General features: G+C 39.6%; 22 protein-coding genes. 13 read left to right on the top strand and 9 right to left on the bottom strand.

The window, feature by feature from the left end; genetic code table 11:
* Window positions 1-118 precede the first annotated feature (118 nt).
* Window positions 119-886, top strand: coding sequence for a hypothetical protein (locus J8L71_RS08625; RefSeq protein WP_211000182.1), 768 nt, complete (start codon window positions 119-121; stop codon window positions 884-886).
* A 183-nt stretch (window positions 887-1,069) separates the two neighbouring features.
* Here the strand turns inward: J8L71_RS08625 and J8L71_RS08620 are convergent, their stop codons facing one another.
* On the bottom strand, window positions 1,070-1,408 hold the full coding sequence (locus J8L71_RS08620) for a zinc ribbon domain-containing protein YjdM (RefSeq protein WP_211000181.1): 339 nt from the start codon (window positions 1,406-1,408) through the stop codon (window positions 1,070-1,072).
* Between the two features lie 305 nt (window positions 1,409-1,713).
* On the opposite strand from J8L71_RS08620, the gene J8L71_RS08615 reads away from it, so the two are divergent.
* From J8L71_RS08615 to J8L71_RS08605, 3 genes are read left to right on the top strand one after another with little or no spacing between them, the layout of a single operon-like run.
* Window positions 1,714-3,108 carry a RimK family protein gene (locus tag J8L71_RS08615; RefSeq protein WP_211000180.1) on the top strand — a complete coding sequence of 465 codons (1,395 nt, stop codon included), beginning with the start codon at window positions 1,714-1,716 and terminating at the stop codon, window positions 3,106-3,108.
* Between the two features lie 4 nt (window positions 3,109-3,112).
* Window positions 3,113-4,222 (top strand): GNAT family N-acetyltransferase/peptidase C39 family protein, encoded by a 1,110-nt coding sequence (locus J8L71_RS08610; RefSeq protein WP_211000179.1) that lies wholly within the window; start codon window positions 3,113-3,115, stop codon window positions 4,220-4,222.
* A gap of 17 nt (window positions 4,223-4,239) precedes the next feature.
* Window positions 4,240-4,752 carry an MgtC/SapB family protein gene (locus tag J8L71_RS08605; protein WP_211000178.1) on the top strand — a complete coding sequence of 171 codons (513 nt, stop codon included), beginning with the start codon at window positions 4,240-4,242 and terminating at the stop codon, window positions 4,750-4,752.
* Between the two features lie 297 nt (window positions 4,753-5,049).
* Here the strand turns inward: J8L71_RS08605 and J8L71_RS08600 are convergent, their stop codons facing one another.
* Window positions 5,050-6,276: an EAL domain-containing protein gene (locus J8L71_RS08600; RefSeq protein ID WP_211000177.1), complete on the bottom strand. Its 1,227-nt coding sequence runs from the start codon at window positions 6,274-6,276 to the stop codon at window positions 5,050-5,052.
* A gap of 75 nt (window positions 6,277-6,351) precedes the next feature.
* Window positions 6,352-7,362 (bottom strand): helix-turn-helix domain-containing protein, encoded by a 1,011-nt coding sequence (locus J8L71_RS08595; protein ID WP_211000176.1) that lies wholly within the window; start codon window positions 7,360-7,362, stop codon window positions 6,352-6,354.
* 124 nt (window positions 7,363-7,486) lie between these two features.
* Here J8L71_RS08595 and J8L71_RS08590 point away from each other — a divergent pair, with 124 nt between their 5' ends.
* On the top strand, window positions 7,487-9,394 hold the full coding sequence (locus J8L71_RS08590; RefSeq protein WP_211000175.1) for a beta-ketoacyl synthase: 1,908 nt from the start codon (window positions 7,487-7,489) through the stop codon (window positions 9,392-9,394).
* Window positions 9,395-9,471: 77 nt separating this feature from the next.
* On the opposite strand, the gene J8L71_RS08585 is transcribed toward J8L71_RS08590, so the two are convergent.
* A complete protein-coding gene (locus J8L71_RS08585; protein ID WP_211000174.1) occupies window positions 9,472-10,656 on the bottom strand; it encodes a heparan-alpha-glucosaminide N-acetyltransferase domain-containing protein in 1,185 nt (394 codons plus the stop codon).
* A 144-nt stretch (window positions 10,657-10,800) separates the two neighbouring features.
* Window positions 10,801-11,217, bottom strand: a complete 417-nt coding sequence (locus J8L71_RS08580; RefSeq protein WP_211000173.1) for an MgtC/SapB family protein — start codon at window positions 11,215-11,217, stop codon at window positions 10,801-10,803.
* A 321-nt stretch (window positions 11,218-11,538) separates the two neighbouring features.
* Here J8L71_RS08580 and J8L71_RS08575 point away from each other — a divergent pair, with 321 nt between their 5' ends.
* Complete coding sequence (locus J8L71_RS08575) at window positions 11,539-11,913, top strand: hypothetical protein (RefSeq protein WP_211000172.1); 375 nt, start codon at window positions 11,539-11,541, stop codon at window positions 11,911-11,913.
* Here J8L71_RS08575 and fghA read toward each other — a convergent pair.
* Both fghA and J8L71_RS08565 read right to left on the bottom strand, forming a co-directional pair.
* Window positions 11,867-12,709, bottom strand: a complete 843-nt coding sequence (gene fghA / locus J8L71_RS08570; RefSeq protein ID WP_211000171.1) for an S-formylglutathione hydrolase — start codon at window positions 12,707-12,709, stop codon at window positions 11,867-11,869. The genes J8L71_RS08575 and fghA overlap by 47 nt on opposite strands.
* A gap of 65 nt (window positions 12,710-12,774) precedes the next feature.
* Window positions 12,775-13,896: an S-(hydroxymethyl)glutathione dehydrogenase/class III alcohol dehydrogenase gene (locus J8L71_RS08565; RefSeq protein WP_211000170.1), complete on the bottom strand. Its 1,122-nt coding sequence runs from the start codon at window positions 13,894-13,896 to the stop codon at window positions 12,775-12,777.
* A 131-nt stretch (window positions 13,897-14,027) separates the two neighbouring features.
* On the opposite strand from J8L71_RS08565, the gene J8L71_RS08560 reads away from it, so the two are divergent.
* The 5 genes from J8L71_RS08560 to J8L71_RS08540 all read left to right on the top strand — a co-directional run bounded on the left by J8L71_RS08560 (window position 14,028) and on the right by J8L71_RS08540 (window position 18,751).
* A complete protein-coding gene (locus J8L71_RS08560) occupies window positions 14,028-14,900 on the top strand; it encodes a LysR family transcriptional regulator (RefSeq protein ID WP_211000169.1) in 873 nt (290 codons plus the stop codon).
* A 137-nt stretch (window positions 14,901-15,037) separates the two neighbouring features.
* A complete protein-coding gene (locus tag J8L71_RS08555) occupies window positions 15,038-16,255 on the top strand; it encodes a lipoprotein-releasing ABC transporter permease subunit (protein WP_211000168.1) in 1,218 nt (405 codons plus the stop codon).
* Entirely contained in the window at window positions 16,248-16,946 is a 699-nt protein-coding gene (gene lolD, locus J8L71_RS08550) for a lipoprotein-releasing ABC transporter ATP-binding protein LolD (protein ID WP_211000167.1), read from the top strand. Before J8L71_RS08555 ends, lolD begins: the two co-directional genes overlap by 8 nt.
* Entirely contained in the window at window positions 16,936-18,180 is a 1,245-nt protein-coding gene (locus J8L71_RS08545; RefSeq protein ID WP_211000166.1) for a lipoprotein-releasing ABC transporter permease subunit, read from the top strand. The genes lolD and J8L71_RS08545 overlap by 11 nt, the downstream gene beginning before the upstream one ends.
* 106 nt (window positions 18,181-18,286) lie before the next feature.
* Window positions 18,287-18,751, top strand: a complete 465-nt coding sequence (locus J8L71_RS08540) for a DUF1456 family protein (RefSeq protein ID WP_211000165.1) — start codon at window positions 18,287-18,289, stop codon at window positions 18,749-18,751.
* Between the two features lie 59 nt (window positions 18,752-18,810).
* Here J8L71_RS08540 and J8L71_RS08535 read toward each other — a convergent pair whose 3' ends face one another.
* Together J8L71_RS08535 and J8L71_RS08530 are read right to left on the bottom strand one after the other, a co-directional pair.
* A complete protein-coding gene (locus tag J8L71_RS08535; RefSeq protein ID WP_211000164.1) occupies window positions 18,811-20,544 on the bottom strand; it encodes an AMP-binding protein in 1,734 nt (577 codons plus the stop codon).
* A 186-nt stretch (window positions 20,545-20,730) separates the two neighbouring features.
* The gene (locus J8L71_RS08530) at window positions 20,731-21,177 is read right to left on the bottom strand and encodes a DUF3010 family protein (protein WP_058403926.1); all 447 of its coding nucleotides are present in this window, start codon (window positions 21,175-21,177) and stop codon (window positions 20,731-20,733) included.
* 381 nt (window positions 21,178-21,558) lie between these two features.
* Between J8L71_RS08530 and thrS the strand changes: the two genes are divergently transcribed.
* Together thrS and infC are read left to right on the top strand one after the other, a co-directional pair.
* Window positions 21,559-23,469, top strand: a complete 1,911-nt coding sequence (gene thrS / locus J8L71_RS08525; RefSeq protein ID WP_211000163.1) for a threonine--tRNA ligase — start codon at window positions 21,559-21,561, stop codon at window positions 23,467-23,469.
* A gap of 62 nt (window positions 23,470-23,531) precedes the next feature.
* The gene (infC, locus tag J8L71_RS08520) at window positions 23,532-24,092 is read left to right on the top strand and encodes a translation initiation factor IF-3 (RefSeq protein WP_008466946.1); all 561 of its coding nucleotides are present in this window, start codon (window positions 23,532-23,534) and stop codon (window positions 24,090-24,092) included.
* Window positions 24,093-24,297 lie beyond the last annotated feature (205 nt).

Below are 24,297 nucleotides of genomic sequence, written 5' to 3'. Positions count from 1 at the left end.
AATTAATAGTTTTGAGGAAAAACTCGAAGAAAACTATGAAAAAATTCAACAGTATAAAAGCGATTTGCTTGACGGGGATAGCGTTAACGAATCAATTTCGTCTGAAATAAATAGTGCATTGGAGTTAGCAGAAACCGAATCAGAAACCATTAAAAGTTTACTTAGTGAAGTTAAAGGTAAGCTAAAAGACTTTAGGGAATATCATTTAGATGTATTTGGAACTAAGAACGATGAAGGGAATTTCGAAGGAGGTTTAAAGGCCGAAATCATTGCTAGAGAAAAACATTTAGAAGAATTTAAAAAGCAACAAGAATTAAAATATAAAACTCTAAATGATGAAATTGAAAGCCTATTACCAGGAGCAACAAGTGCAGGATTAGCCACTGCCTACCACGATCTTAAAGAGTCTTTTAATAAACCGATTGAAAATTATTCAAAGCTATTTTATGGCTCAATAACCGTATTAGTTTTGGTTGCTCTTTTATCTATTACTCAAGAAGTTGGGCTTTTCTTTATTAAGTTTGTTGAAATTACAGACCTAAGTAAGCTTGCTTCAAGCATTTTGTATAAGTTACCTATTGTGCTGCCTGTTTTATGGCTTACTGTGTTTGCATCTAAGAGAAGGAGTGAAAGTCAGCGATTACAGCAAGAGTATGCTCATAAAGAGGCATTAGCTAAATCATATCAAAATTTTAAAATGCAGATCGAAGCATTGGATCAATCAGATCCTGACTTAATGAAAAAGCTACTTGTATCAGCTATTGATGCAGTATCTAAAAATGCATCAGATACATTGGATAAAAAACATGGAGATAAATCTCCTATGCATGAAGGTGTCGATGGATTTTTAAGCGCAATAGAAAGAACCAAAAAAGCAGTTTCATAGTAAGTTAATAAAGGCATATAGGAACATGCCTTAAAGTGGGCGACTAGTAAAGGTTTAGGTATTGCCTAATTTTAAAAGAGGTTTAATTAGGATGAAACTCATCCTAATTAGCAAAACAATAAACGCCTATCCTTGTTCATAAATCTATTGTGGGAAGGCATTACTTCGCACCAATCCGACCTACTAGTTAGCCTTTTTCACAAACTTCGCTGTTACCATCATTTCGCCAATACCATCAACTTTGCAATCTAGCTCGTGGTCTTTTTTATCAAGCACACGCCTTACGACCGCTTTGGTGCCAATTTTAATAACTTGTGAGCTGCCTTTTATTTTTAAATCTTTGGCTACGGTCACTTTATCGCCATCACTAAGTAGAGTGCCGTTGGCATCTTTAACTAAAATTGCGTCTTCATCGTTTGTCGTATTTGGGTTCCATTCGTAGGCGCATTCAGGGCAAATAAGCAGTTGCTGGTCTTCGTAAACATATTCAGATTGGCACTGTGGGCAGGCAGGGTATGACATTTATAACGCTCATAAAATAGTAATTTTGCGTATTTTAATCTGCATTAATAGGAAAATATAGTTAATCAATATTTTTTATCTTCACGCTAAAAATATCTCGTTTGTGTGGTTTTTAAAAAGGGCATATAAAGCAGATGTCGCTTAAGCAATTTAAGCGCTAACACTTACAGTAGGTATTTGTTAAAGCACCCATCGTGTTAAGTGATACGCGCAATGCTCACTTAGTACGATGGGTGTTTCTATTTATAGTGCTGAGTATTTTATTAGGCATGCTTTTTATATTTCTGACTTAACTAGGAAAAGTCGTGTTTAAAACCTTAATAGTGGTTGATAACAACGAGCAAACACTTGCTCAATCGTTCGAAAATGTAATTACGTTTAATAGTTACTTACGTGATTACCCAAAACATAATGAACCTAAAACCCGCATTATTAATTTATGCGACTCAAGCCAATACTTGAGTAAGGGTTATTATTGCTCGTTGCTTGCAGAGGCCCGCAAACACCAAGTATTACCCAGTGTTAAAACAATAAACGCGCTTCGAGGCGGCCAAGCACCTATGTTAAATGTTGGTCAAATTGATGGCGCAGTATATTTTGGTAATGCGCTAAATGAATTACAGAGTAAAGCGGCTAAATCGGTATTTAAACAATACCCAGCGCCTATTTTATTTGTAGATGAGCAAGGTTTGTTACAGCAAGGTTCGCTTAGCTCTTTAAACGAGGAGCAATACAGCAATTTTATAGCAAAATTAAATATGTTTACCCAAACACAATGGCGCATTGGAAATGTGCAGCGCCGTTTTAGATGGAATATGGCAATACTTGTTGATCATAACGAAAAAGTACCACCGAGTGATAAAGACGCCATTGCCCGTTTTATAAAAGCAGCGGCTAAACATGGTATTAATGCACAAGCACTCAGCTTTGACGAAATTGATAATATTGCTCAGTTTGATGCGTTATTTATTCGCCAAACTACAGCGATTGACCATCCAACGTATCGCCTTGCAAATAAAGCGCAAAGCCTAGGTTTAGTGGTAATTGACGATGCTGAATCTATTTTACGTTGTTGTAATAAAGTGTATTTACACGATGCGTTTAATTACCAAAAAGTGCCGAGCTTAAAAACCGTGGTAGTGGCTGAACAATCAGCGCAAACGCTTGAGCAATTAGAAGAGGCGTTTACCTATCCGCTGGTTTTAAAAATGCCTGAAGGGTCGTTCTCAAAAGGGGTATTTAAAGTTGCAAACCGCAGTGAGCTTGAAGCTAAATTAACCGAGCTGTTTGAATATAGCGCATTGGTACTTGCACAAGAATACATGTACACAGAATACGATTGGCGAGTAGGTGTATTAAATGGCCGCGCTATTTATGCGTGTCGCTACTTAATGGCACGAAACCATTGGCAAATTTATAATCACGATGCTAAACGGTTTTTCTCTGGTGGTTTTGAAACGCTACCTACCTTTGAGTTACCAAAAGCCGTATTAGATGCCGCTTTAAAAGCATGTAAAACAGTAGGTAAAGGGTTATATGGCGTAGATGTTAAAGAGCATCAAGGCAAAGCATACGTGCTTGAAGTAAATGATAATCCAAGTATTGATCACAAAGTTGAAGACGGCTATTTAGGCGATGAGCTATACATGATTATTATGGATGAGTTTAAACAGCGTTTAGAAGCGCGAGGCCGTGGGTAATAACATGAGTAACCTTGTTATTCGAAAGGCAATTAGTAGTGATTTAATTGCACTGATTGACGTTGAAAACGCCTGCTTTAATAACGATAAATTGAGCCCGCGCAGTTTAAAGCGCTGGTTAAATGCTAAGCACGGTATTTTGCTTGTTGCAGAAAATGGCGAGCAAGTATGCGGCTATGGGTTGGTGTGGTGCCATAAAGGCACGCGTTTGGCGCGTTTATATTCGCTTGCGGTATTACCCCAAATGCAAGGTAAAGGCATTGCCAAAATGCTATTAGCAGCGCTTGAAAAACAAACCAGCGAGCGTGGGCGAATTTACTTACGATTAGAAGTGGCCGTAAATAACGAAAGTGCCATTGGGCTTTATAAAAGTTTGGGTTACAAAGTATTTGGTCAATATAGCGATTATTACGACGATCATAGTGATGCATTGCGAATGCAAAAAAATATTCGCCAAACGAGTGAGCTAAAAGTAGCGCGTTTAACGCCATGGTATCAGCAAACGACCGAGTTTACCTGTGGGCCAGCGGCGTTATTAATGGCAATGGGGGCACTTAAGCCAACAACCGAGCTTAGCCAATCACATGAGCTGGCACTTTGGCGCGAAGGCACCACCATTTTTATGACATCGGGCCATGGTGGTTGCCATCCGTTTGGTTTGGCACTTGCCGCTAATAAACGCGGCTTTAAAAGCGAGGTCATGGTAAATACCACAGAGCCTTTGTTTTTAGATGGTGTACGCAGTGAAAGCAAAAAAGTGGTGCTTTCAACAGTGCATCAACAATTTGTTGATGGTATTGCACAGGCAAATATACCGCTTACGCACAAAGATGTTGAGCTTGAGCACATTGAACAGTGGTTAAGCCAAGGTTTTAGTGTGCTGTTATTAATTAGCACATACAGTTTTGATGGTAAAAAATCACCGCATTGGGTGTGCGTTACTCACCTTGATGAGCACTGCGTGTATGTTCACGACCCGTTTTGCGAGCCAGGAAGCGATAAACAACTCGCAATAGATTGCCAGTACGTACCTATAGGTCGCAGTGATTATAGTAAAATGTCAGCATTTGGTGGCCAACGGCTAAGAACCGCAGTGGCCATTGCTAATAATTAATAGGTTTAATGTAAAGAGTGACTTTTTTAGATTTAATTGATGTAGCTCCTTATTCATGGGCAGCCATTGGCACCGCCGCTTTTTGCGGTGCCATAATTGGTATAGAACGGCAATTGCGCGGTAAACCTGTGGGTATTCGTACCTCAGCGTTAATAACGCTGGGCACGTATTTGTTTTTATCGACCGCGTTTAACTTACAAGGGGATGTAATTGATCATTCTCGTGTAGTGGGGCAAATAATTACAGGCATTGGCTTTTTAGGTGCTGGTGTTATGCTTGCAAAAGACGGAGCTGTAGTAGGGGTTACCTCAGCTGCAACCATTTGGGTGCTTGCCTCAATTGGCGTAATGATAGCTACTGACAATTTGGCTGCTGCTATTAAACTTTCGGTGCTGGTGGTCGGTATTTTATACGGCGTAGATGTACTTGAGGTAAAATTTAAAAGCTTAAGTAAAGGCGTACACACTAAAGTAAAAAGCTATCAAAAGCGTTACTACCAAAAAGAGTTTAACGACACAGAGCGCCACTAATTTAGTGGCGTACTACGTTAAAATGTATTAGGGCGTGTTGATCTTTGATGGTTGAATTTGCAGCAGTATGTTTGGTTTTTAGGCAAGGCAGAGCCTATGAAGTGTGGTTATTCCACATAAATAGGCGATAACGCAGCATAAATGCTAAACATGTGCTGCCCTTCGGGTTCTTCCTAGGGGCGATAAACTCTTTGTTGCTCGATTTTTACTTAGCCCACTAGGTTACAAACCTCGCGCCGCGATTTAATCGCCCCTAGATTGAACAAATTTCAATCCGCAAAGATCAACACGCCCTAATTAAAGCGTGACTGCTTGATACTCTATTGCCTCGTTAATTGGCGCGGGGCGACCAATAAAATAACCTTGTACGTTATCTACATTTAGTTTTCTGAGTGTGAAAAGCTCATCTTCATTTTCTATGCCTTCAGCTACAATTGAACAGTTAATTGCTTTTGCAAAACCACATAACGCCTTTGCTAATAAAAACTTTCTACGGTCGTTATTTATATTTTGGGTAAGGCTAATATCAAGTTTTATAATATCGGCTTCTAACTCTAATATATGCTGAAAAGACGAAAACCCAGCGCCTACATCGTCTATTGCCAGCTTTACGCCTTTTGCCCTTAATGGCTCAAGTGCAGCACGCATAGCCTGATAGTTTGTAATAGGCGAGTGCTCAGTCACTTCTAATATTATTCTGGTGCAATCTACATTTTTTAATACATTATTAATCGCGCCCGATAATATATGCGCTGGCGATGTATTAATGGTTACGTAGGTATGGGGGGCAAGCTCATCCATGCAGTGTAGGGTATTTTGTATTGCAAGTATTTCTAGTGCTTCACCGAGACCTAAATTATCGGCATCTTTATAGCATACATCGGGTGTTTTGTAAGGCTCGGTAAAAAATCGAGAAAGCGACTCATAACCCGATAGCCGGTTAGTCGCTAGGTTAAAAATGGGCTGAAAATAAATAGTGATAGCTTTTGCTTTTATAATATTTTCAATGAGTATTTTTGTCTCAATACTTAAAGTATCAGATTGTGCTTTTTGCTCTATTAGCTCGCTAGCAAGCTCTGATATAAGCTTTAAAAACGCCAAATCTTTATTATCTAAATTGTTATCAAATATCGTTTTATAGCAACAAAAGGTGCCATAAATTTTACCTGATGCTAAAACTATAGGCACACCGATATATGAGCCAATATTTAACTTTTTGGTAACTGGCATAGCCTTAGTAATTGGGTGTTTATGCGTGTTGGGTATGATAGGTTCAAGTTCGTTATCTGAGATTTTTTTGCAATATGTTTGGCAAATTGGGTCAGAATTACCAACTGATACACAGGTGTTGTTGGTTTGGTTATCGACCACTTTAAAAACGCGATCTGTTTTTGTAAACTCCGATATAAACGCAACATCCATTTTTAGGTGTTTGCGCACAAGCGAAAGCAGGCGCAATAGTTTTTCGTCGATAGAGTCGTCACTTTGTTGATTAAAAAGCTGATTTTTTATTTCATCACTCATACAATAACCTGAACCGCATTTTAGGTAATAGTGTAATTTATATAACAATAAAAGCCACTTAATAGCCGTTATGCATTAACCAAATAACTTTCTTCTTACTACTTTTCTGTACTCGCTTGGTGTTTGGCTTAGCACTTTTTTAAATACGCGTGTTAAATGGCCTTGGTCGTTATAGCCAACCTCAAGTGCCACTTCTTGAATAGTTAAATTTGACGACGCTAATAATTCCTTAGCACCTTCAACCCGTAATTGCTGCCAATATTCTATAGGGCTTTGGTTAGTTGCAAGCTTAAAACGCCGTGTAAAGGTACGGTAGCTTAAGCTAAATTGTGCAGCGACTTCTTGCAGGTTTAACTCGCTGGCTAAATTAGTTTTAAGCCAAAACTGAATTTGCGCTATTAGTTCATCTGGGTGGCGGTCAACCGCGCCTTCAAGGTAGCGCTGATCTTCGTAGGGTTTACGTACTTCGTGCGAAAAGTTACGTTCTACGTGCTGTGCAGCGGCTTTACCGTAATATTGGCTAATAATATGTACTATTACATCGGCAAGTGCATTTAAGCTCGCCACCGTATACATGCGCTCAGATTGGGTTATAAAAAAGTCGGGTTTTAGGCTGACCAATGGGTAGTCGTGGCTAAATTGTTTTGCATAATGCCAGTGGGTTGTAGCGGGGTGCCCATCAAGTAACCCTGCCTCTGCAACTAAGCAATTACCAGTACCTACACCAATTATATGGCTGCCAGTTTCAAAGCTTTCTTGTAACCACTCAACTATCTCTTTATTAGTACGAACGACAGGACGAGGATTTCGCCATATGCCGGGTACTATAATTAGATCGTTATACGGTGCGTTAGCAGTAGTGCAATCGGGGACTATAGCAAGGCCGGTACGGTTTTGTATTGGCTCATTATTTTTAGCAATTAAATTTATACTAAGTGGTCTAAAGTCAGCTTGGTTTAAGTGGCCTTTTGCAAAGGCTTCGCCGGCTCTTAGCATTTCAATGGGTAGCGTTAAACTGGTAATAAGTAAGTGTGGGTACACAGTAATTGCAATATTTAATACGGGGTTAAGCAGTTTTTTATTCATTTTAAAGCTCCGACCAGTGGTTTTTGGCCTTTAATGCTGAATATTTGGCTATTAAAGCATAAAGTGTGGTGGTTAATCCATTTAAACTGTGTGCTTCTCCAATAACACGCTTTAAAGGTTAATTATGACAGCATTACCTGTAATTGTAGGCATGGGCGGTATAAACGCTGCAGGCCGAACGTCTTTTCATCAAGGTTACCGCCGTATCGTGTTAGATGCATTAAACGCACAAGTCCGTAGTGAAACATTTTTAGGCCTCGCCACATTAATGAACTTAGTACGCGTTGTTGATGGTCAATTACAAGACACAAACGGTAATAATGTTGAGCAAAGCGACATAGAAGCACGCTTTGGTAAGCAAATTATAGCTGGGACGCTTATTCGTAAAATTGAAAAAGAACATTTTGATGCAGATGCCACGCCTTGGCAGCAGAAAATGACGTTAAAGTCGTCTGACGAAAACGCAATTGTATTTGAAACTCGCGCTCGTGATTTACCAACTCCTGTGCCTGCAAGTTGGAGTGTACAAGAGCTTGAGGGCAAAAAAGTAAAAGTAACGATAGCCGCAGAGCTAGACGTAAAGCTTGATTCTACACGTGATAACCCAATTAAATCGGCGGGGCAGTTTCCTACGGGATTTGATCCATCAATTATGTATAACAGCCGTTATCAGCCACGCGGTTTGCAAGCCACTATATTTGCAGCAAACGACGCTATCAAGTCTACTGGACTTGACTGGCAACGCATAATGAATAGCGTAGAGCCAGATAAAATTGGCACTTATTCAGCCTCGGTTATTGGCCAAATGGACGATAAAGGATTAGGTGGTTTAGTTAAAGCGCGTCAGCAGGGCGATCGTGTTAGTACTAAGCAATTAGCGCTTGGTTTAAACACAATGTCGACTGATTTTATAAACGCGTACGTTACAGGTAATGTAGGAACTACGTTTTCGACCTCGGGGGCATGTGCCACATTTTTATATAACTTGCGCGCTGCAGTAAACGATATTCAAGCAGGGCGAACCCGTGTTGCGGTTGTTGCAAGTGTTGAATGCGCTATAACGCCAGAAGTAGTCGAAGGGTTTGGTAATATGAGCGCCCTTGCAAATATTGAAGGTCTGCGCCGTTTAGATAACTTAAGCAGTGAACAAGAGCCAGATTACCGTAAAAGCAGTCGCCCATTTGGCGACAACTGTGGTTTTACATTAGGTGAAGGTGCACAAGTGACTATTTTAATGGATGATGCATTAGCACTAGAGCTTGGTGCAGATATTATGGGCTCAGTTCCTGATGTATTTGTAAATGCCGATGGCATTAAAAAATCAATCACCTCACCGGGCCCGGGTAATTACATTACCATGGCTAAATCTGCGGCATTGGCAACAAGCTTATTAGGTAAAGACGCACTACAAAACCGCAGCTTTATTTTAGCGCATGGTTCTAGCACGCCGCAAAACAGAGTAACAGAGTCACTTATTTATCATAAAGTAGCGCAAACTTTTGCTATTGATAGCTGGAAAGTCACAGCGCCAAAAGCTTATGTAGGGCATACAATTGCACCTGCTAGTGGCGATCAGCTTGCGATTGCGCTGGGTGTATTTAGCCATAATATTATGCCGGGCATTACGACTATTGATAAAGTTGCTGACGATGTTTATGCAGATCACTTAGATATACGTAACAGTCATTACGATTGCGGCGATATGGACATAGCCTTTATAAACTCAAAAGGCTTTGGCGGTAATAACGCCACAGCGACTGTACTTAGCGCTAAAGTAACGATGCAAATGCTTGCTAAACGCCACGGTGATGAGGTTATGAGTAATTATGCAGATAAAAATAGATCAGTTGTTACTGCGCAAAATACCTATAAAGCACAAGCTGACCTTGGCAAGTACGAATTAGTATACCGTTTTGGCGATGGCGCCATTGACGATAACGACATTGTAATAGGCGAAGATGGTATTGAGCTTCCAGGTTTTGAGAAAGCAATTTCGTTTAGTGCAAACCATTCCTATCAAGATATGTTTTAAGCACACATACTTGAATCCCAAGGCGCTTTTAAAGCGCCTTTTTCATGCCTATAATTTACTACTTAGAGAAGTAATTTCTATATATATTTGGCAATTAAGCTGTGTTTGTTATTTCGTTTCCAAATAATGTAGCGTTTAGCAAGTAAAGTGGTAAGCCCAATAACAACGGCTATAAAAGTAAGTGTAGCTACGTAGCTCATTCCATACCCTGGCGGTAAACCAACAAGAGTTTCACCGTAGGTCATATCGCTAAAATTAAGCCCTAAAACAGGGATAAGCAACCACGCTAGTGCATGCAACAAATATAAATGTACAAGGTATGAAAACATACTTGTTTTGCCAAGTACTTGTAAAAATCCACGTGAAAAGTCAGCTTTAACATTATTTAAAAGCTTAAGTGCTATAAGCCCCAAGCCCACCGTTAACAGCATAAACTGTAATGATAGCGGGTATTTGGTTGGGTTTAAAAACGACATAATTGTGTCAAAAGTATTACTGTGAATAGTAAATGTTGATGTATCACCGTATAAATTAAACCCGCGTAGCACTACATATAACGCTAAGCAACTTGCACCGAGTAAAGCTGCGTGGTTCATTGCTTTTGCACTGTATTGTTTTGCTTTGTAATAAGCGCCAGCGCAATAAGCAAGCGCCATTAAGCCTACAATGGGAGCTACAGGGTAGGTTGTTCTTACTTTAAAGCCAAAAGGCAGTTCGAGTACATTTTTTTGATGAGCTATAGACCAAAGCGTATTTGCTAGAGTATTTGGCTCAAAACTTACATCATCAAACATATTGTGGCCAAACACTAATAGCAAACCCGCTATAAATACAGAATATAAGCCAACTAAACGAAGCAGCCCCAGCATTACAAAGCCCCAACCAATAGCCCAAATAACTTGTGCGTATAACATTGGAAATAATGGGTTAAAGCTCCACGACCATGAGACGATTGTAAATTCGAATATTATAAGCACTAGCCCTCGAACAATTAAGTTATGTGCAAACGCTTTAGTTGAGACGTACTTATGTTCGGTTATGGCTGCCGAAAGGCCCGCTAAAAATACAAAAAGCGGCGCACAAAAGTGTGAAACAAAACGGGTGAAAAAGGTTAGCGGATCGGTTCCCGGAATAGTCATCGGATCGGTCACTGAATAGTTTAGGCAGTAATACATGCCATGATCTATGACCATAAAAATAATGATAATACCTCGAAGTAAATCAATGTGATGTAATCGAGGCGTTGAGTTTAGGGTTGACATTACTGAGCTCAAACAGGCGTTAAAAATTTGCCGGTATTATATGTTATATAATAACGTCACGCGAGTATGGGTATAACAAACTTTATATCACCTACAGGATGATTTTTTAAAACAAGTTATTTGCTCGATTATTAATATGTTCGATTACTTAAACTTTTTAACGTATCTAAGAGTGATAAAATTAATGACAGCTAACACAATGGCGATTTCATAACGGTTATATGCGACAGCTATACCAATTAAACCCATATTCCAAATACTGGCTGCAGTAGCCGTGCCTGACGTAGATTTGTTATTTTTTAAAATTGCACCACCGCCAATAAAGCCAATACCTGTTATTATGCCTTGCAGCATTTTAGATTGCGCCTCTGCACCTTCTAGCACCGACATAGCTATTACGGCATAGCCACACGATGCTACGGCTACTAAAGGGAAGGTTCTTAATCCTGCACCATCATGGCTACGCTCTCTATCGTAAGCCATAGGTAGGGCGAGCAAATAGGCTATCCCAAGGTGAATTAAATTATCGATGATTTCGTTCCACTGTAAATCAATTTCCATAACGATTCCTATTGCTAAAGTATGAAAACTTATAGCAAAGGACAAGCCAGAATTTAAATTTCTATAAATCAATTGCTTAAATGATTTTTGACAAGTTGGATTATTGAAGTCTGAAAAGTTTACATAGCCATTTACACTTATTTTCAATATTTACCATTATAGTTATGTGAAAAACAGCGACTTATTTTAAGAAATAAATTTGAGTCGAGTTGCGTCAAAATAACTAAGTCACGATATGTAAAATGTTTAATATTACATATTCTTACAACGCTGCTTCCAAAGTTGTATATAATTTAGGTAATGCTTTGACTTGGATGAATTATGAGAACGCTAATTATATTTTTATGTATTATTTACCTAAGTGGTTGCACTGTGGCTGGCGCCATAATTGATGGGCAGGCACAGTCAAATGCACGTGAAAATCAATATAGCAGTATTTCTGCTCGTTCAGAGCCTTATAAAAATCCAATCGAACCTATACCTACAGATAAAAACGGGTTTAATTTTACCGATGTAGGGTTAAAAATAGATTCATTACTGATCGATTTAGTAAAAGGTGAGGGTGATACTGTACAAGTATGTAGGCAAGTGAGTAGAGTATTAAAAGAGTGTGTAGAAGTAGATAAGTCAGAACTACACACTAATGAGACTACGCAGTCAAAAACTGACTATGAAATAATAAGTGTTGGTCAATAAAGCTACTTATAAAAAAGTAACTATGATCATAACCTGCTTGCATTTCAAGTGTAAGCGGGTAGCCTTTTTTATCAGCAATAGCGACTAAATTTTCTGGCTTAAGTTGCTCTTGTAAAAAGCCATCGGCATCGCCTTGGCTTACTAGCATAGGTAAGTAATTAGCTTGCTCTGCATTTTTCATCAGCTCGCAGCTGTCATATTGTGCCCAAAGTGCTTTATCATTTCCTAAATAACCAGTAAATGCTTTTACACCCCAAGGGCATTCAATCGGATTTACAATAGGGCTAAAAGCCGAGGCACTTACATAGGCTTTTGGGTTTTTAAGTGCAACCATTAATGCACCGTGCCCGCCCATAGAGTGACCACTAATTGCTTTGGTATTTGTTATTGGAAAATGCTGTTCAATAAGCGCTGGTAGCTCATCAACTACATAGTCGTACATATTAAAATGTGTGTTGTAAGGTGCTTGCGTGGCATTTACGTAAAAGCCTGCGCCTTGTGCAAAGTCGTAGCTGTCTTCATTGGGGACGTTATCGCCACGCGGGCTTGTATCAGGTGCAACTATTGCAATACCCAGCTCGGCAGCTTTTTTTAATGCACCGGCTTTTTGCATAAAATTTTCGTCGGTACAGGTTAAACCCGATAGCCAATAAAGCACGGGTACTTTGTTTGTTTCACTTGCACCTGGTGGTAAAAATACTGCAAAGCGCATAGTGCAATGTGTACTTGTTGCAGCATGGGTATATTGCTTATGCCAACCACCGGCTACTTTTGTACTTGAGATATTCTCTAACATAAAAATCCTTAAAAGCCGCAAACCTTTAAATTTGCGGCTCTTATGAGTTGTTGACGTAATATGTATTAGTAATGAATTACTGTACGAATACTTTTACCTTCGTGCATTAAATCAAACGCGTCGTTAATTTCTTCAAGGCTCATTGTATGTGTAATAAAGTCATTTAGGGCAAATTCACCTGCCATGTAGCGTTCAACAATTTCAGGCAGTTGCGAGCGACCTTTAACGCCACCAAATGCACTACCACGCCATACACGGCCAGTAACAAGTTGGAAAGGACGTGTAGAAATTTCTTGGCCTGCACCGGCTACACCAATAATTACCGACTCACCCCAACCTTTATGACAACACTCAAGAGCAGATCGCATTACATCAACGTTACCAATACATTCAAACGAGTAGTCAACGCCACCGTCGGTCATTTCAACAATCACTTCTTGAATTGGCTTGTCGAAATCTTTTGGGTTTATTAAATCTGTTGCGCCAAGTTTCGTCGCAAGGTCAAATTTACTGGTGTTAATATCAACACCAATAATACGACTAGCGCCTGCCATCTTTGCGCCAATAATAGCTGATAAACCGATACCGCCAAGGCCAAATATAGCCACTGTGTCGCCTGCCTTAACTTTGGCCGTGTTTGTTACAGCCCCCATACCCGTTGTTACACCACACCCTAGTAAACAAATTTCTTCAAGCGATGCTTCTTTGTTTACTTTAGCTAATGAAATTTCCGGAAGTACTGTGTACTCAGAAAATGTAGACGTGCCCATGTAGTGATAAATTGGTTGGCCGTCTTTAAAAAAGCGCGTTGTGCCGTCTGGCATTAAGCCTTTACCTTGTGTTTCGCGTACTGCTGAACACAAGTTAGTTTTGCCAGATGTACACATTTTACATTCGCCACATTCGGCTGTGTATAAAGGAATAACATGATCGCCCACTTCAACACTTGTTACGCCTTCGCCAACTGCATATACAACGCCTGCGCCTTCATGGCCTAAAATAGCGGGGAATATACCTTCAGGATCTTCACCTGATAAGGTAAATGCATCGGTATGACAAACACCAGTAGCAGAAATTTTTACCATTACTTCGCCTTTTTTAGGCATCATCACATCAACTTCTTCAACGCTTAAAGGTTGGTTAGGGCCCCAAGCAATCGCTGCTTTTGATTTTATAAATTCAGACATGTGTTTATCCTTTGTAGTGGTATTAAATATCAATTGTAGACCCAATTTGTTTGGGTGATGCGACCATTGTATTTGTTTCTCATATAATGATAATCTTTGATTTATTAAAACACTTTTACAGTATGGTAATAATGGCGCGTTGGGACGGGATTGATGAATTTATAGCAGTCGGTGAAGAAGGGAGCTTTACTGCTGCGGCAAAAACGCTAGGGCTTTCGGTTGCGCATATTAGCCGGCATGTAACCGCCCTTGAGCAACGTTTAAATACCCAGCTTTTAACGCGTACCACCCGAAAAGTTGTTCTTACCAAAGAGGGTGAGATTTTTTTACATCAAATAAAGCATTTACAGCATGCAATGGACGATGCTACGCAAGGCCTTGCAACGCATCAAACTACGCCTAAAGGAAAAATTAAGTTAACGGCCCCTGTTATGTATGGGGAGACATTTATTATGCCAATTGTGCACAATTTTATGCACGATCACCCTGAAGTCGAAGTGATTGCCACTCTAAGTAACGAACAAGAAGATTTACTAGAAGGGGGGTTTGATTTAGCAATACGTTTAGGGCATTTAAAAGATTCAAGTTTAAAAGCGCGAAGGCTAAGTGCTCGGCGCTTTATTATGTGTGCATCACCTTCGTATTTAAGGCGCTTTGGTGAGCCGCATACCTTGGGGGAATTGAATAACCACCAATGCTTAATAGGTAATAGCAGTTATTGGCGTGTACACGAAAGTGAGCGTGAAAAACACATTAAAATTGCTGGCAGGCTACAGTGCAATAGTGGGTGGGCACTTGTTGATGGTGCTAAAAAAGGCTTAGGAATTGTGCAACTGCCTGACTACTACATAGAGGGCGAGATTAACAGTGGGGAGCTTGTACCTATTTTAACATCATATCAACCTAAGCAAGAAGGTGTGTGGGGCGTTTATCCGCCGCGTCAATTTGTAGCTACTAATGTACGTGTATTGCTAGATTATTTAGTTGCTGGCCTCAAAGAATAAAATAGGCTAAATAGATTGCTGAAAAATCAGCCAAGCCTCAGATTTATAAATTATTTCTTACATTTATGGTCATATTCAATGGCGCTAACTTCGTGCTACTATAGCCGCACACTTTTAACATAAATGTTTTAAATAATATGTTTCAACCGGTTAGCTTATTTATAGGACTTAGATACAGCCGCTCCTCAAAAGGGAACGCGTTTATATCGTTTATTTCGTTTTTTTCTATTGCCGGTATTGCTATTGGTTTAATGGCTTTATTTACTGTAAGTAGTGTAATGAATGGCTTTGAGCATAGCCTTAAAACAAACATGCTTGGACTTATACCGCACGTAGAGGTTCAAGCAAACAAACACACCAACGCACAAATGACAGAGCTTAAATCAAGCTTAGAGCAATCTCCTTATGTAAATCATGTCAGCCTTTATAGGCACGGCGAAGCTATATTGCAAACTAACAACGACCTTCACGGTGTGTTATTACAAGGTTTATTTGACGACAACGGCTCGATTTATAAAGTGACGGATAAAATAGTTCAAGGTGACTGGCAAAGCGTTGTGAACAGTAATTACAACATTGCAATTAGCCGTTACTTGAGCCGAAAATTAGGGGTAGGAGTAGGCGAGAAGCTTCGTGTAATTATGCCTAATGCCTCAACATATACGCCCCTTGGTCGTGTGCCTAGCCAACGTTTATTTAAAGTGGCAGCTATTTACGAAACCGGTTCTGAAATAGACATGGGGCTTGCATTTACAAGCGGTGCATCGTTACAACGGGTTTTAAAGTTAAGTACAAATACTGCGCCTAATTTAAGCGTATCGCTGTATGAGCCTTTTGAGCTCGATGAATTTATTAAAGCAAGCCAGTTTATTTTAAAAGAGTATACCTATACCGATTGGCGCAGCACTCAAGGAACACTTTTTGCTGCTGTAGCAATGGAAAAACGTATTATGACTATGTTGCTTGGGCTTATAGTCCTTGTGGCTGTGTTTAATATTGTTTCGGCGCTCACAATGATGGTGAGCGAGAAACAAGGTGAAGTCGCTATTTTACAAACCCTTGGTTTAACGCCCTCACAAGTGCAAAAAGTATTTATGGTACAAGGGTTATATAACGGTGTAATAGGCACTGCTATTGGCGCTTTTTTAGGTGTGATATTTAGTTTATATATTAACGAACTACTGGCTTTTGTAGGCTTGAATTTATTAGCGGGGGCTGAGCTTCCGGTTAAATTTAATGTATTAAGCCTTACTATTATTGCATTAGGTAGTATTGCAATGAGCTTTTTAGCTACTTTATATCCTGCGCGTAAAGCCGCAAAAGTAAAACCAGCAGAGGTACTGCGTTATGAATGATTTAGTTATTAGCTGCGAAAATTTAAGTAAAGTTTATCAAGATGGCAGCAACCAAGTTGAAGTTTTAAAAGGTGTTGATTTAGCACTACAGCAAGGAGAAATGCTCGCTATTGTAGGCAGCTCCGGCTCTGGTAAAAGTACGTTGTTGCATATTTTAGGCACCCTTGATAGCGCAACTTCGGGCAGTGCAAAAATTAAAAACCAAGAAGTAGCTAAGCTCTCACGCACGCAACAAGCCGCATTTAGAAATCAAAACTTAGGCTTTATCTATCAGTTCCATCATTTATTAATGGAATTTAGTGCCGTAGAAAACGTAGCAATGCCACTGCTTATTAAAGGGTTAAGCGCAAAGGCTGCAAAAGTACAAGCGCTGGAGATGCTAGATAAAGTTGGCCTTGCGTATAGAAGTGCGCATAAACCTTCAGCACTTTCTGGTGGTGAGCGTCAACGCGTTGCTATAGCACGTGCTTTGGTAACTAAACCGGCATTAGTACTTGCTGATGAACCAACTGGTAATTTAGATAAACAAAATGCGATTAAAATTTACGATTTAATTAATGAGCTAAACCAGAGCTTAAATACCAGTTTTGTGGTTGTAACACACGATTTAGAACTCGCTGATAAGCTTGGAAAAATAGCATATTTAGACGACGGAAAATTATTAATTAAAGAGTCGCAGCATGTTGCTTAGTGCATTTTTAAGTGAACGCTTTAGAGCATATTCAGGCCATAAAGACGAAAAAAACGGGTTTGTTAGTTTCATAGCTAAAGCCTCTACTGTGGGGATCTTACTAGGGGTTGCGGTTTTAATTGTTGCACTGTCGGTAATAAATGGCTTTGAGCAACAATTAGTGCATCGCTTATTAAGTGTTGTACCGCAAGTAGAGTATGTAGCGCCAAGCAGGCCAATTGCCAATTGGCCTGAAAAAGTTGAGCGATTAGAGCAGCAGCCACATGTAACAGGTGCTGCCCCATTTATAGCTGTAAATGGTATGGCACAATATAAAAGCCAATTAAAAGCAGTTGAAATAAGAGGTGTGGAACCATCACTCGAAGGAAATGTATCGGCTGTTAATCAGTTTTCACACGGTACTTTAGTAAGTCAGCTTGGCCTAGACGATGTGATTTTAGGTAAGCAAATAGCTGTGCAGCTTGATGCTCACATTGGCGATAATGTCACTTTATTAATTCCTCAAATAAGTCAAAAAGGGCAATCACTACTTGCACCTAAACGCGTAACGCTCACTTTAGCTGGCATAATAGAAATGGGTGGTCCAATAGATAGCACTGCTGCGTTTATTCATTTAAATAAAGCACAAAGCGTTTTAGGTTACGATAGCAGCCAAGTCACTGGGCTACGCTTGAGTGTTGATGATGTGTTTTCGGCTCATCAAATTGCGCTCAAAGTAGGGCAAAGTATTAGTGATTATGTTTATGTGTCTAGTTGGTTTAGAACGCAGGGCAGCTTGTATCAAGATATTCAAATGGTGCGCACTATTGTTTATATTGTGGTGTTTTTAATAATTGCTGTAGCGAGTTTTAATATTGTGTCATCGCTTGTCATGGAAGTACGCGAAAAACAAGGCAATATAGCAATTTTAAAAACCATGGGCGCTAAAGACAGCACTATTTTAGCTACCTTTGTAATGCAAGGTTTAACGCAGGCTTTAGTTGGTGTGCTTCTCGGTACTTTAGTTGGGGTAGTACTTGCATTAAATATCAGTGAACTATTTACTTGGTTAAGCCAATTATTTGGTGCTAACCCGCTTGAAGGCGTGTACTTTATTGAGTTTTTACCAAGTAAATTAGTACTTAGCGATATTGGTATAACTGTAATAGTCACTTTTGTATTAGCAATTTTTGCTACTATTTACCCTGCTTGGCAAGCTACACGTGTCGATCCCGCCAAGGTACTTGGCAATTAACCTTACTAAAATAATAGGGTCGGGTTTGTAAAGCTGTTAAACTGCGCGCTTATAAAATGTTGAGCGCTATTGGTTAGCCTTACAACCCCTTACTCAGGAAATTACTTTGACAAATAACGATATTTTACGCCGTCTTCGCTACACCTTTAATTTAACAGATACTGCCATGGTTGATATTTTTGCTGCAGCAGAGGCCACAGTAACCACAGAGCAAGTCATTGCATGGTTAACAAAAGAGGGTGAGCAAGAGTTTGTTAAAATTTCAGACACTGAGTTTGCAACGTTCTTAAACGGATTTATTAATACCAAACGTGGTAAGCGTGACGGTGAGCAACCAATACCAGAAAGTAAGCTAAATAATAATATTATTTTTATGAAGCTGCGTATTGCGCTAAACATGAAAGCAGAAGATGTAATAGCAACGCTTGCATTAGTTGACTTTGATTTAAGTAAACACGAATTAAGTGCGTTTTCTCGTAAGGTAGAAAACAAGCATTACCGAGTGTGTAACGATCAAATACTGCGTTTGTTTTTAACAGGCGTTCAGCAGCAATACCGCCCTGCAGAGTAAATGAAAAAACACCAAAAAGCTCAGCAAATGCTGAGCTTTTTGGTGTTTAGAGACTGTTTTTAAGAGAAGGCTTTGTCTGAGAGTTCTTCTTGCATTTGCTCACGCATTTTGAATTTTTGTAGTTTGCCTGTTACTGTCATTGGGTAGCTCTCTACAAAACGAATATATCTAGGCATTTTAAAGTAGGCTAGTTTGTCTTTTAAAAACGCACGAATTGCTTGCTCATCAAGTATTGCATCTTCTTTTGGTTGAATCCACGCACACACTTCTTCACCGTATTTTTCATCGCTAATACCAAATATAGCGGCGTCTTGTATACCAGGGTACGTATAAAGGACCTCTTCTATTTCTCGAGGGTAGACGTTTTCACCACCACGAATAATCATGTCTTTAATTCGCCCAACGATACTTACAAACCCTTCGCTATCCATAACACCTAAATCGCCTGAATGAAGCCAGCCGTCACTATCTATTGTGGCTTTTGTTTTTTCTTTGTCATTCCAATAGCAGCGCATTATGCCTGCGCCTTTAGAGCATACTTCACCGGGTAAACCTATTTTTTGAATATTACCCAGTTCATCAATAATTTTAACCTCAGTATGTGCAAGGGCGCGCCCAACGGTGGTTACTTGGCGCTCTATTGATGAGTCTGTTTCAGTTATATTATTTATAGGGCTGCATTCTGTTTGCCCATATGCAATTAAAACCTGATGCATATTCATCTGGGTTTGAACTTTACGCATGATTTGCTCAGGGCAAGTAGAGCCTGCCATAACCCCCGTTCTAAGTGACCTTAAGTCATATTCATTAAATGTGCTGAGCTCAAGTTGACTAATAAACATAGTGGGAACACCGTGCAGTGCTGTACAGCCTTCTTGTTCAATTACATCAAGCGTTGTTTTTGCATCAAACGAATCACTTGGGTAAATGGCTGCAGCTCCTTTGGCAACACATAACAAACTGCCAAGCACCATTGCAAAGCAGTGATATAATGGAATGGGAATACATAGCTTGTCTTGCTCTGTAAAATGCATAGATTCTGCTACAAATAGCGCATTGTTTAATATGTTTTTATGAGTAAGTGTTGCGCCTTTTGGGTTACCTGTTGTGCCCGAAGTAAATTGAATATTTATGTCCTGTTCGGCATTTAAATTTGCTGCAATAGCATTAAGTTCAAGCTCTTGAGCAGGAGTGGCCATTTTCATAATATCTGAAAACGAAAACATACCGGCGCTTGCTTCATCACCAATACGGATCACATTTTTAAGACTGGGTAAGGCTTGAGCTGAAAGTTTGCCATTGTCACAATGTTTAAGTTCTGGCGCTAAACTATTTAGCATGTCTATATAGTTGCTGCCTTTAAATTGTGAAGCGGTAATGAGTGTTGAGCACTCAACGCTATTTAATGCAAATTGAAGCTCGTTTGGCCGATAGGCTGGGTTGATGCATACCATAATGGCACCAATTTTTGCGGTAGCAAATTGAGTTAAGCACCACTGAATATTATTAGGTGACCATATTCCTACCCGTTCTCCTGGTTTAACGCCTATGGCTAATAACCCCATAGCGAGTTGATTTACTTCTTTTTGAAACTCCATATAGGTTAAACGAATGTTTTGATGATTTACTACTACTGCGAGTGAATTAGGGTTTTTGTCGACAATAAAGTCAAAGTACGCCCCAATGGTTTTATTTGTTAATGGTGTGTTTTGTGAGCCTTTAAAGTAGCTTTTTGACAACGGCAACGTATTTATTAGTTCTACTTCTTTAACCGCTTTATGTTGTGTGTGCATGTGTTTTCTCCGTGTCGATGTGTGTGAAGAACATAAACTAAAGTTTAAATAAACACATATTGTCGACAAAGAGAAGTATGTTTAGACTAATGTCTTAGGGCGGCGCTTCTTAGTCGTTACTTAGTAGGTACAAAAAAACGCGCCACTTGGGCACGTTTTTACTGCTAAGCTTTTTAAAGCCTTAAATTACATTTCGTCGCTACGGTACGTTTTTTTCATTATGTATACGTAGGCATTAACAAATGCATTTTCTTGATATTTTTTAAGGCCGGTTTCTTCAAAAGCAATAGGGATAGGGTTACGCTTAACCTGCTCTTTAATCTCGGTTGTTGAGAACACGCGAACATCTAAGTTTTCAATTAACTGAATAGCAGTTTCCATTTTGAAACCTTTAGCGCTGCCTGCAAATTTACCTTTTGGCTGGCGTTCGCGAATGGCTACAGAGTCAATTTGGTAATCTTGCATTAGTTTTGCAAAATCAAATTGAAATTTGCGCATTACTTCAGTGTCATTGCCATTACCTAAGGTAAAACGTGTTTGGCGCACATCGCGAATATCAAATACGTCATTATCTTTACTTAAAATACAAAGTAGTACGTCACTACCGGTAATTTCTACACCACATGTTCTCATTGCTGTTCTCTAATATAACTTAATTGCCACGTATTATACCCAACCTCTATTAAATTGCGAGGACAAGCAATTAACTGTTGTTTAATTAATGCGATATTTAAAATTGTCACATTATTGATTTAAATTACGTAACGCAGCACTAAAAATAGCTTAATAAGGTAAAATAACACTGAATGTAGGCGCTTTAAACTTGTAATTGTTACTCTATCACGCGACAATATCTTTTTTGTAGTTGAGCAGACTCAGCATCTACATAGCCAACTAAGGCGAAAAATAGTCAATGCTTATTCGTAAGAGCGTTGTCGAGTCATTCTCATTTAATTTTATTAGAAAATACACGTGATACATTGTAGGTGTCACCACTGTATGTAAGGATTTATAATGCCAGTTATTACTCTCCCTGACGGCAGTCAGCGTAGTTTCGAAAACCCTGTAAGTACTCTTGATGTAGCAAACGATATTGGCCCTGGTCTAGCTAAGGCAACCATTGCAGGTCGTGTTAATGGCGATCGTGTTGATGCGTGTGACCTAATTAGCGAAGACTCTCGTCTTGAAATCATCACCGCTAAAGATGACGACGGCCTAGAAATTATTCGCCACTCATGTGCTCACTTGATTGGACATGCAGTTAAGCAACTTTTCCCTGAAGCTAAAATGGCTATTGGTCCAACTATTGATAACGGTTTTTACTACGATATCGATATGGAACACTCTTTGTCACAAGATGACTTAGACGCCATTGAAAAGCGTATGCTTCAACTTGCAAAAACAAACTACGACGTAGTGAAAAAAACAGTAAGCTGGCAAGAAGCTCGCGATACATTTGAAGCGCGTGGCGAAATATACAAAATTGAAATTTTGGACGAGAACATTGCAAAAGATGACCGTCCAGGATTATATCATCACGAAGAATATGTAGACATGTGTCGTGGACCTCACGTACCAAACATGAAATTCTGCCAAAACTTCAAAATAATGAAAGTGGCAGGCGCATACTGGCGTGGTGATTCTGAAAACAAAATGCTACAACGTATATATGGCACAGCGTGGGGCGATAAAAAGCAACTTAAAGCGTACTTAAAGCGTTTAGAAGAAGCTGAAAAACGCGATCACCGTCGTATTGGTAAAGCGCTTGATTTATGGCACTGGCAAGAAGAAGCGCCAGGCATGGTATTTTGGCACAACGATGGTTGGAGCATTTACCGTGAGCTTGAAGAGTTTGTACGTGAAAAATTACGTGAATACAGCTACGAAGAAGTAAAAGGTCCAATGATGATGGACCGTTCATTATGGGAAAAATCAGGTCACTGGGAAAAATATTCAGACGCCATGTTTACCACTGAGTCTGAAAAGCGTGAATACGCAATTAAACCAATGAACTGCCCAGGTCACGTTCAAATATTTAACCAAGGTTTAAAATCGTACCGTGATTTACCACTACGTATGGCTGAGTTTGGCTGTTGTCACCGAAATGAACCATCTGGTGCACTACATGGCTTAATGCGTGTACGTGGCTTTACACAAGATGACGCTCACGTTTTCTGTACTGAAGAACAAGTAATGGACGAAGTGTCAGCGTGTATTAAGATGGTTTATGATACATATGAGACGTTTGGTTTTGAAAAGATTGTAGTTAAGCTTTCAACTCGCCCAGAACAACGCATTGGCGACGATGACGTGTGGGATAAAGCTGAGCTTGCATTAGCTGATGCTCTTAAAGCAAACGACATTGAATTTGATTACCTTCCGGGTGAAGGGGCGTTTTATGGCCCTAAGATTGAATTTACTTTGTACGATTGTTTAGACAGAGCGTGGCAGTGTGGTACAGTGCAACTAGATTTTGCATTACCGGGTCGTTTAGGGGCTACTTATGTAGCTGAAAACAACGAACGACGCACTCCTGTTATGATACACCGTGCTATATTAGGCTCAATTGAGCGCTTTATTGGTATTTTAACTGAAGAGTATGCTGGTTTATTCCCAACGTGGCTTGCACCAAAGCAAGTGGTAATTATGAATATTACCGATAAACAAGCAGATTACGTGCATGAAATTGTACAAAAATTAAATAAACTTGGAATTAGAGCCGCTGCTGACTTGAGAAATGAGAAGATTGGCTTTAAAATCCGAGAACATACACTTAAGCGTATTCCTTACTTACTGGTTGTTGGCGATAAAGAAGTTGAGCAACAAGAAGTAGCAGTACGTACTCGCACAGGTGAAGACCTAGGCAAATTTAATGTTGATGATTTTGTAGCTAAGATCAGCGAAGAAATTAAAAATCGACAGTAAAAAAATCGAGTGTGTAGGGCATATACAAACAGCCAAACTACACACTTATATTATTGATATTCTTGGAGGAACGTACTATTAGAGGCGGCAAGAAAGGGCAACAAACAGCTCAAAAAAATCGTATTAACGAAGAAATTACAGCTCAAGAAGTTCGTTTAATCGACATCGACGGCGAACAAGCTGGAATTCAGTCATTAAAAGACGCACAAGCTATGGCTGATGCAGCGGGTGTTGATCTGGTAGAGATTAGCCCAAATGCTGAGCCGCCTGTTTGTAAGGTTATGGACTACGGTAAGTTCATCTTTGAAAAAAGCAAAGAACTAAAAGAGCAGAAGAAGAAGCAAAAGCAAATCCAGATTAAAGAAATCAAATTCCGTCCAGGCACGGATGAAGGTGACTATCAGGTTAAGCTGCGCAACTTACGTAAGTTCTTAGAAGCTGGCGATAAAGCTAAAATTACGATCCGCTTCCGTGGTCGCGAAATGGCTCACCAAGAAATTGGTATAGAATTATTAAACCGTATCAAAACCGATTTAGAAGAGTTAGCAGTAGTTGAGTCTTTCCCAAATCGTGTTGAAGGCCGCCAAATGGTTATGATGATGGCGCCTGTTGCTAAAAAATAATTTTTAAGCGATAATACGCACCGAATTTAGCTCAGGTGCTCAAGTAATATGCAAATATTCACCTGTGCTAACCGGTTTTAAAGTAAAATTGCGGCATTTATGCTGGGTTTTCACCGGAATATGGCAGTAAGTTAGGCCTAAAAGTGGAGCTATAGAAATATATCTCACGCCTGCTTACTAATTTTAAAGCAATACATTTGGAGTT

This window comes from Pseudoalteromonas sp. MMG007, assembly GCF_018100985.1.
Classification (GTDB): Bacteria; Pseudomonadota; Gammaproteobacteria; order Enterobacterales; family Alteromonadaceae; genus Pseudoalteromonas.
This window is presented reverse-complemented; position numbering and strand designations above follow the sequence as displayed.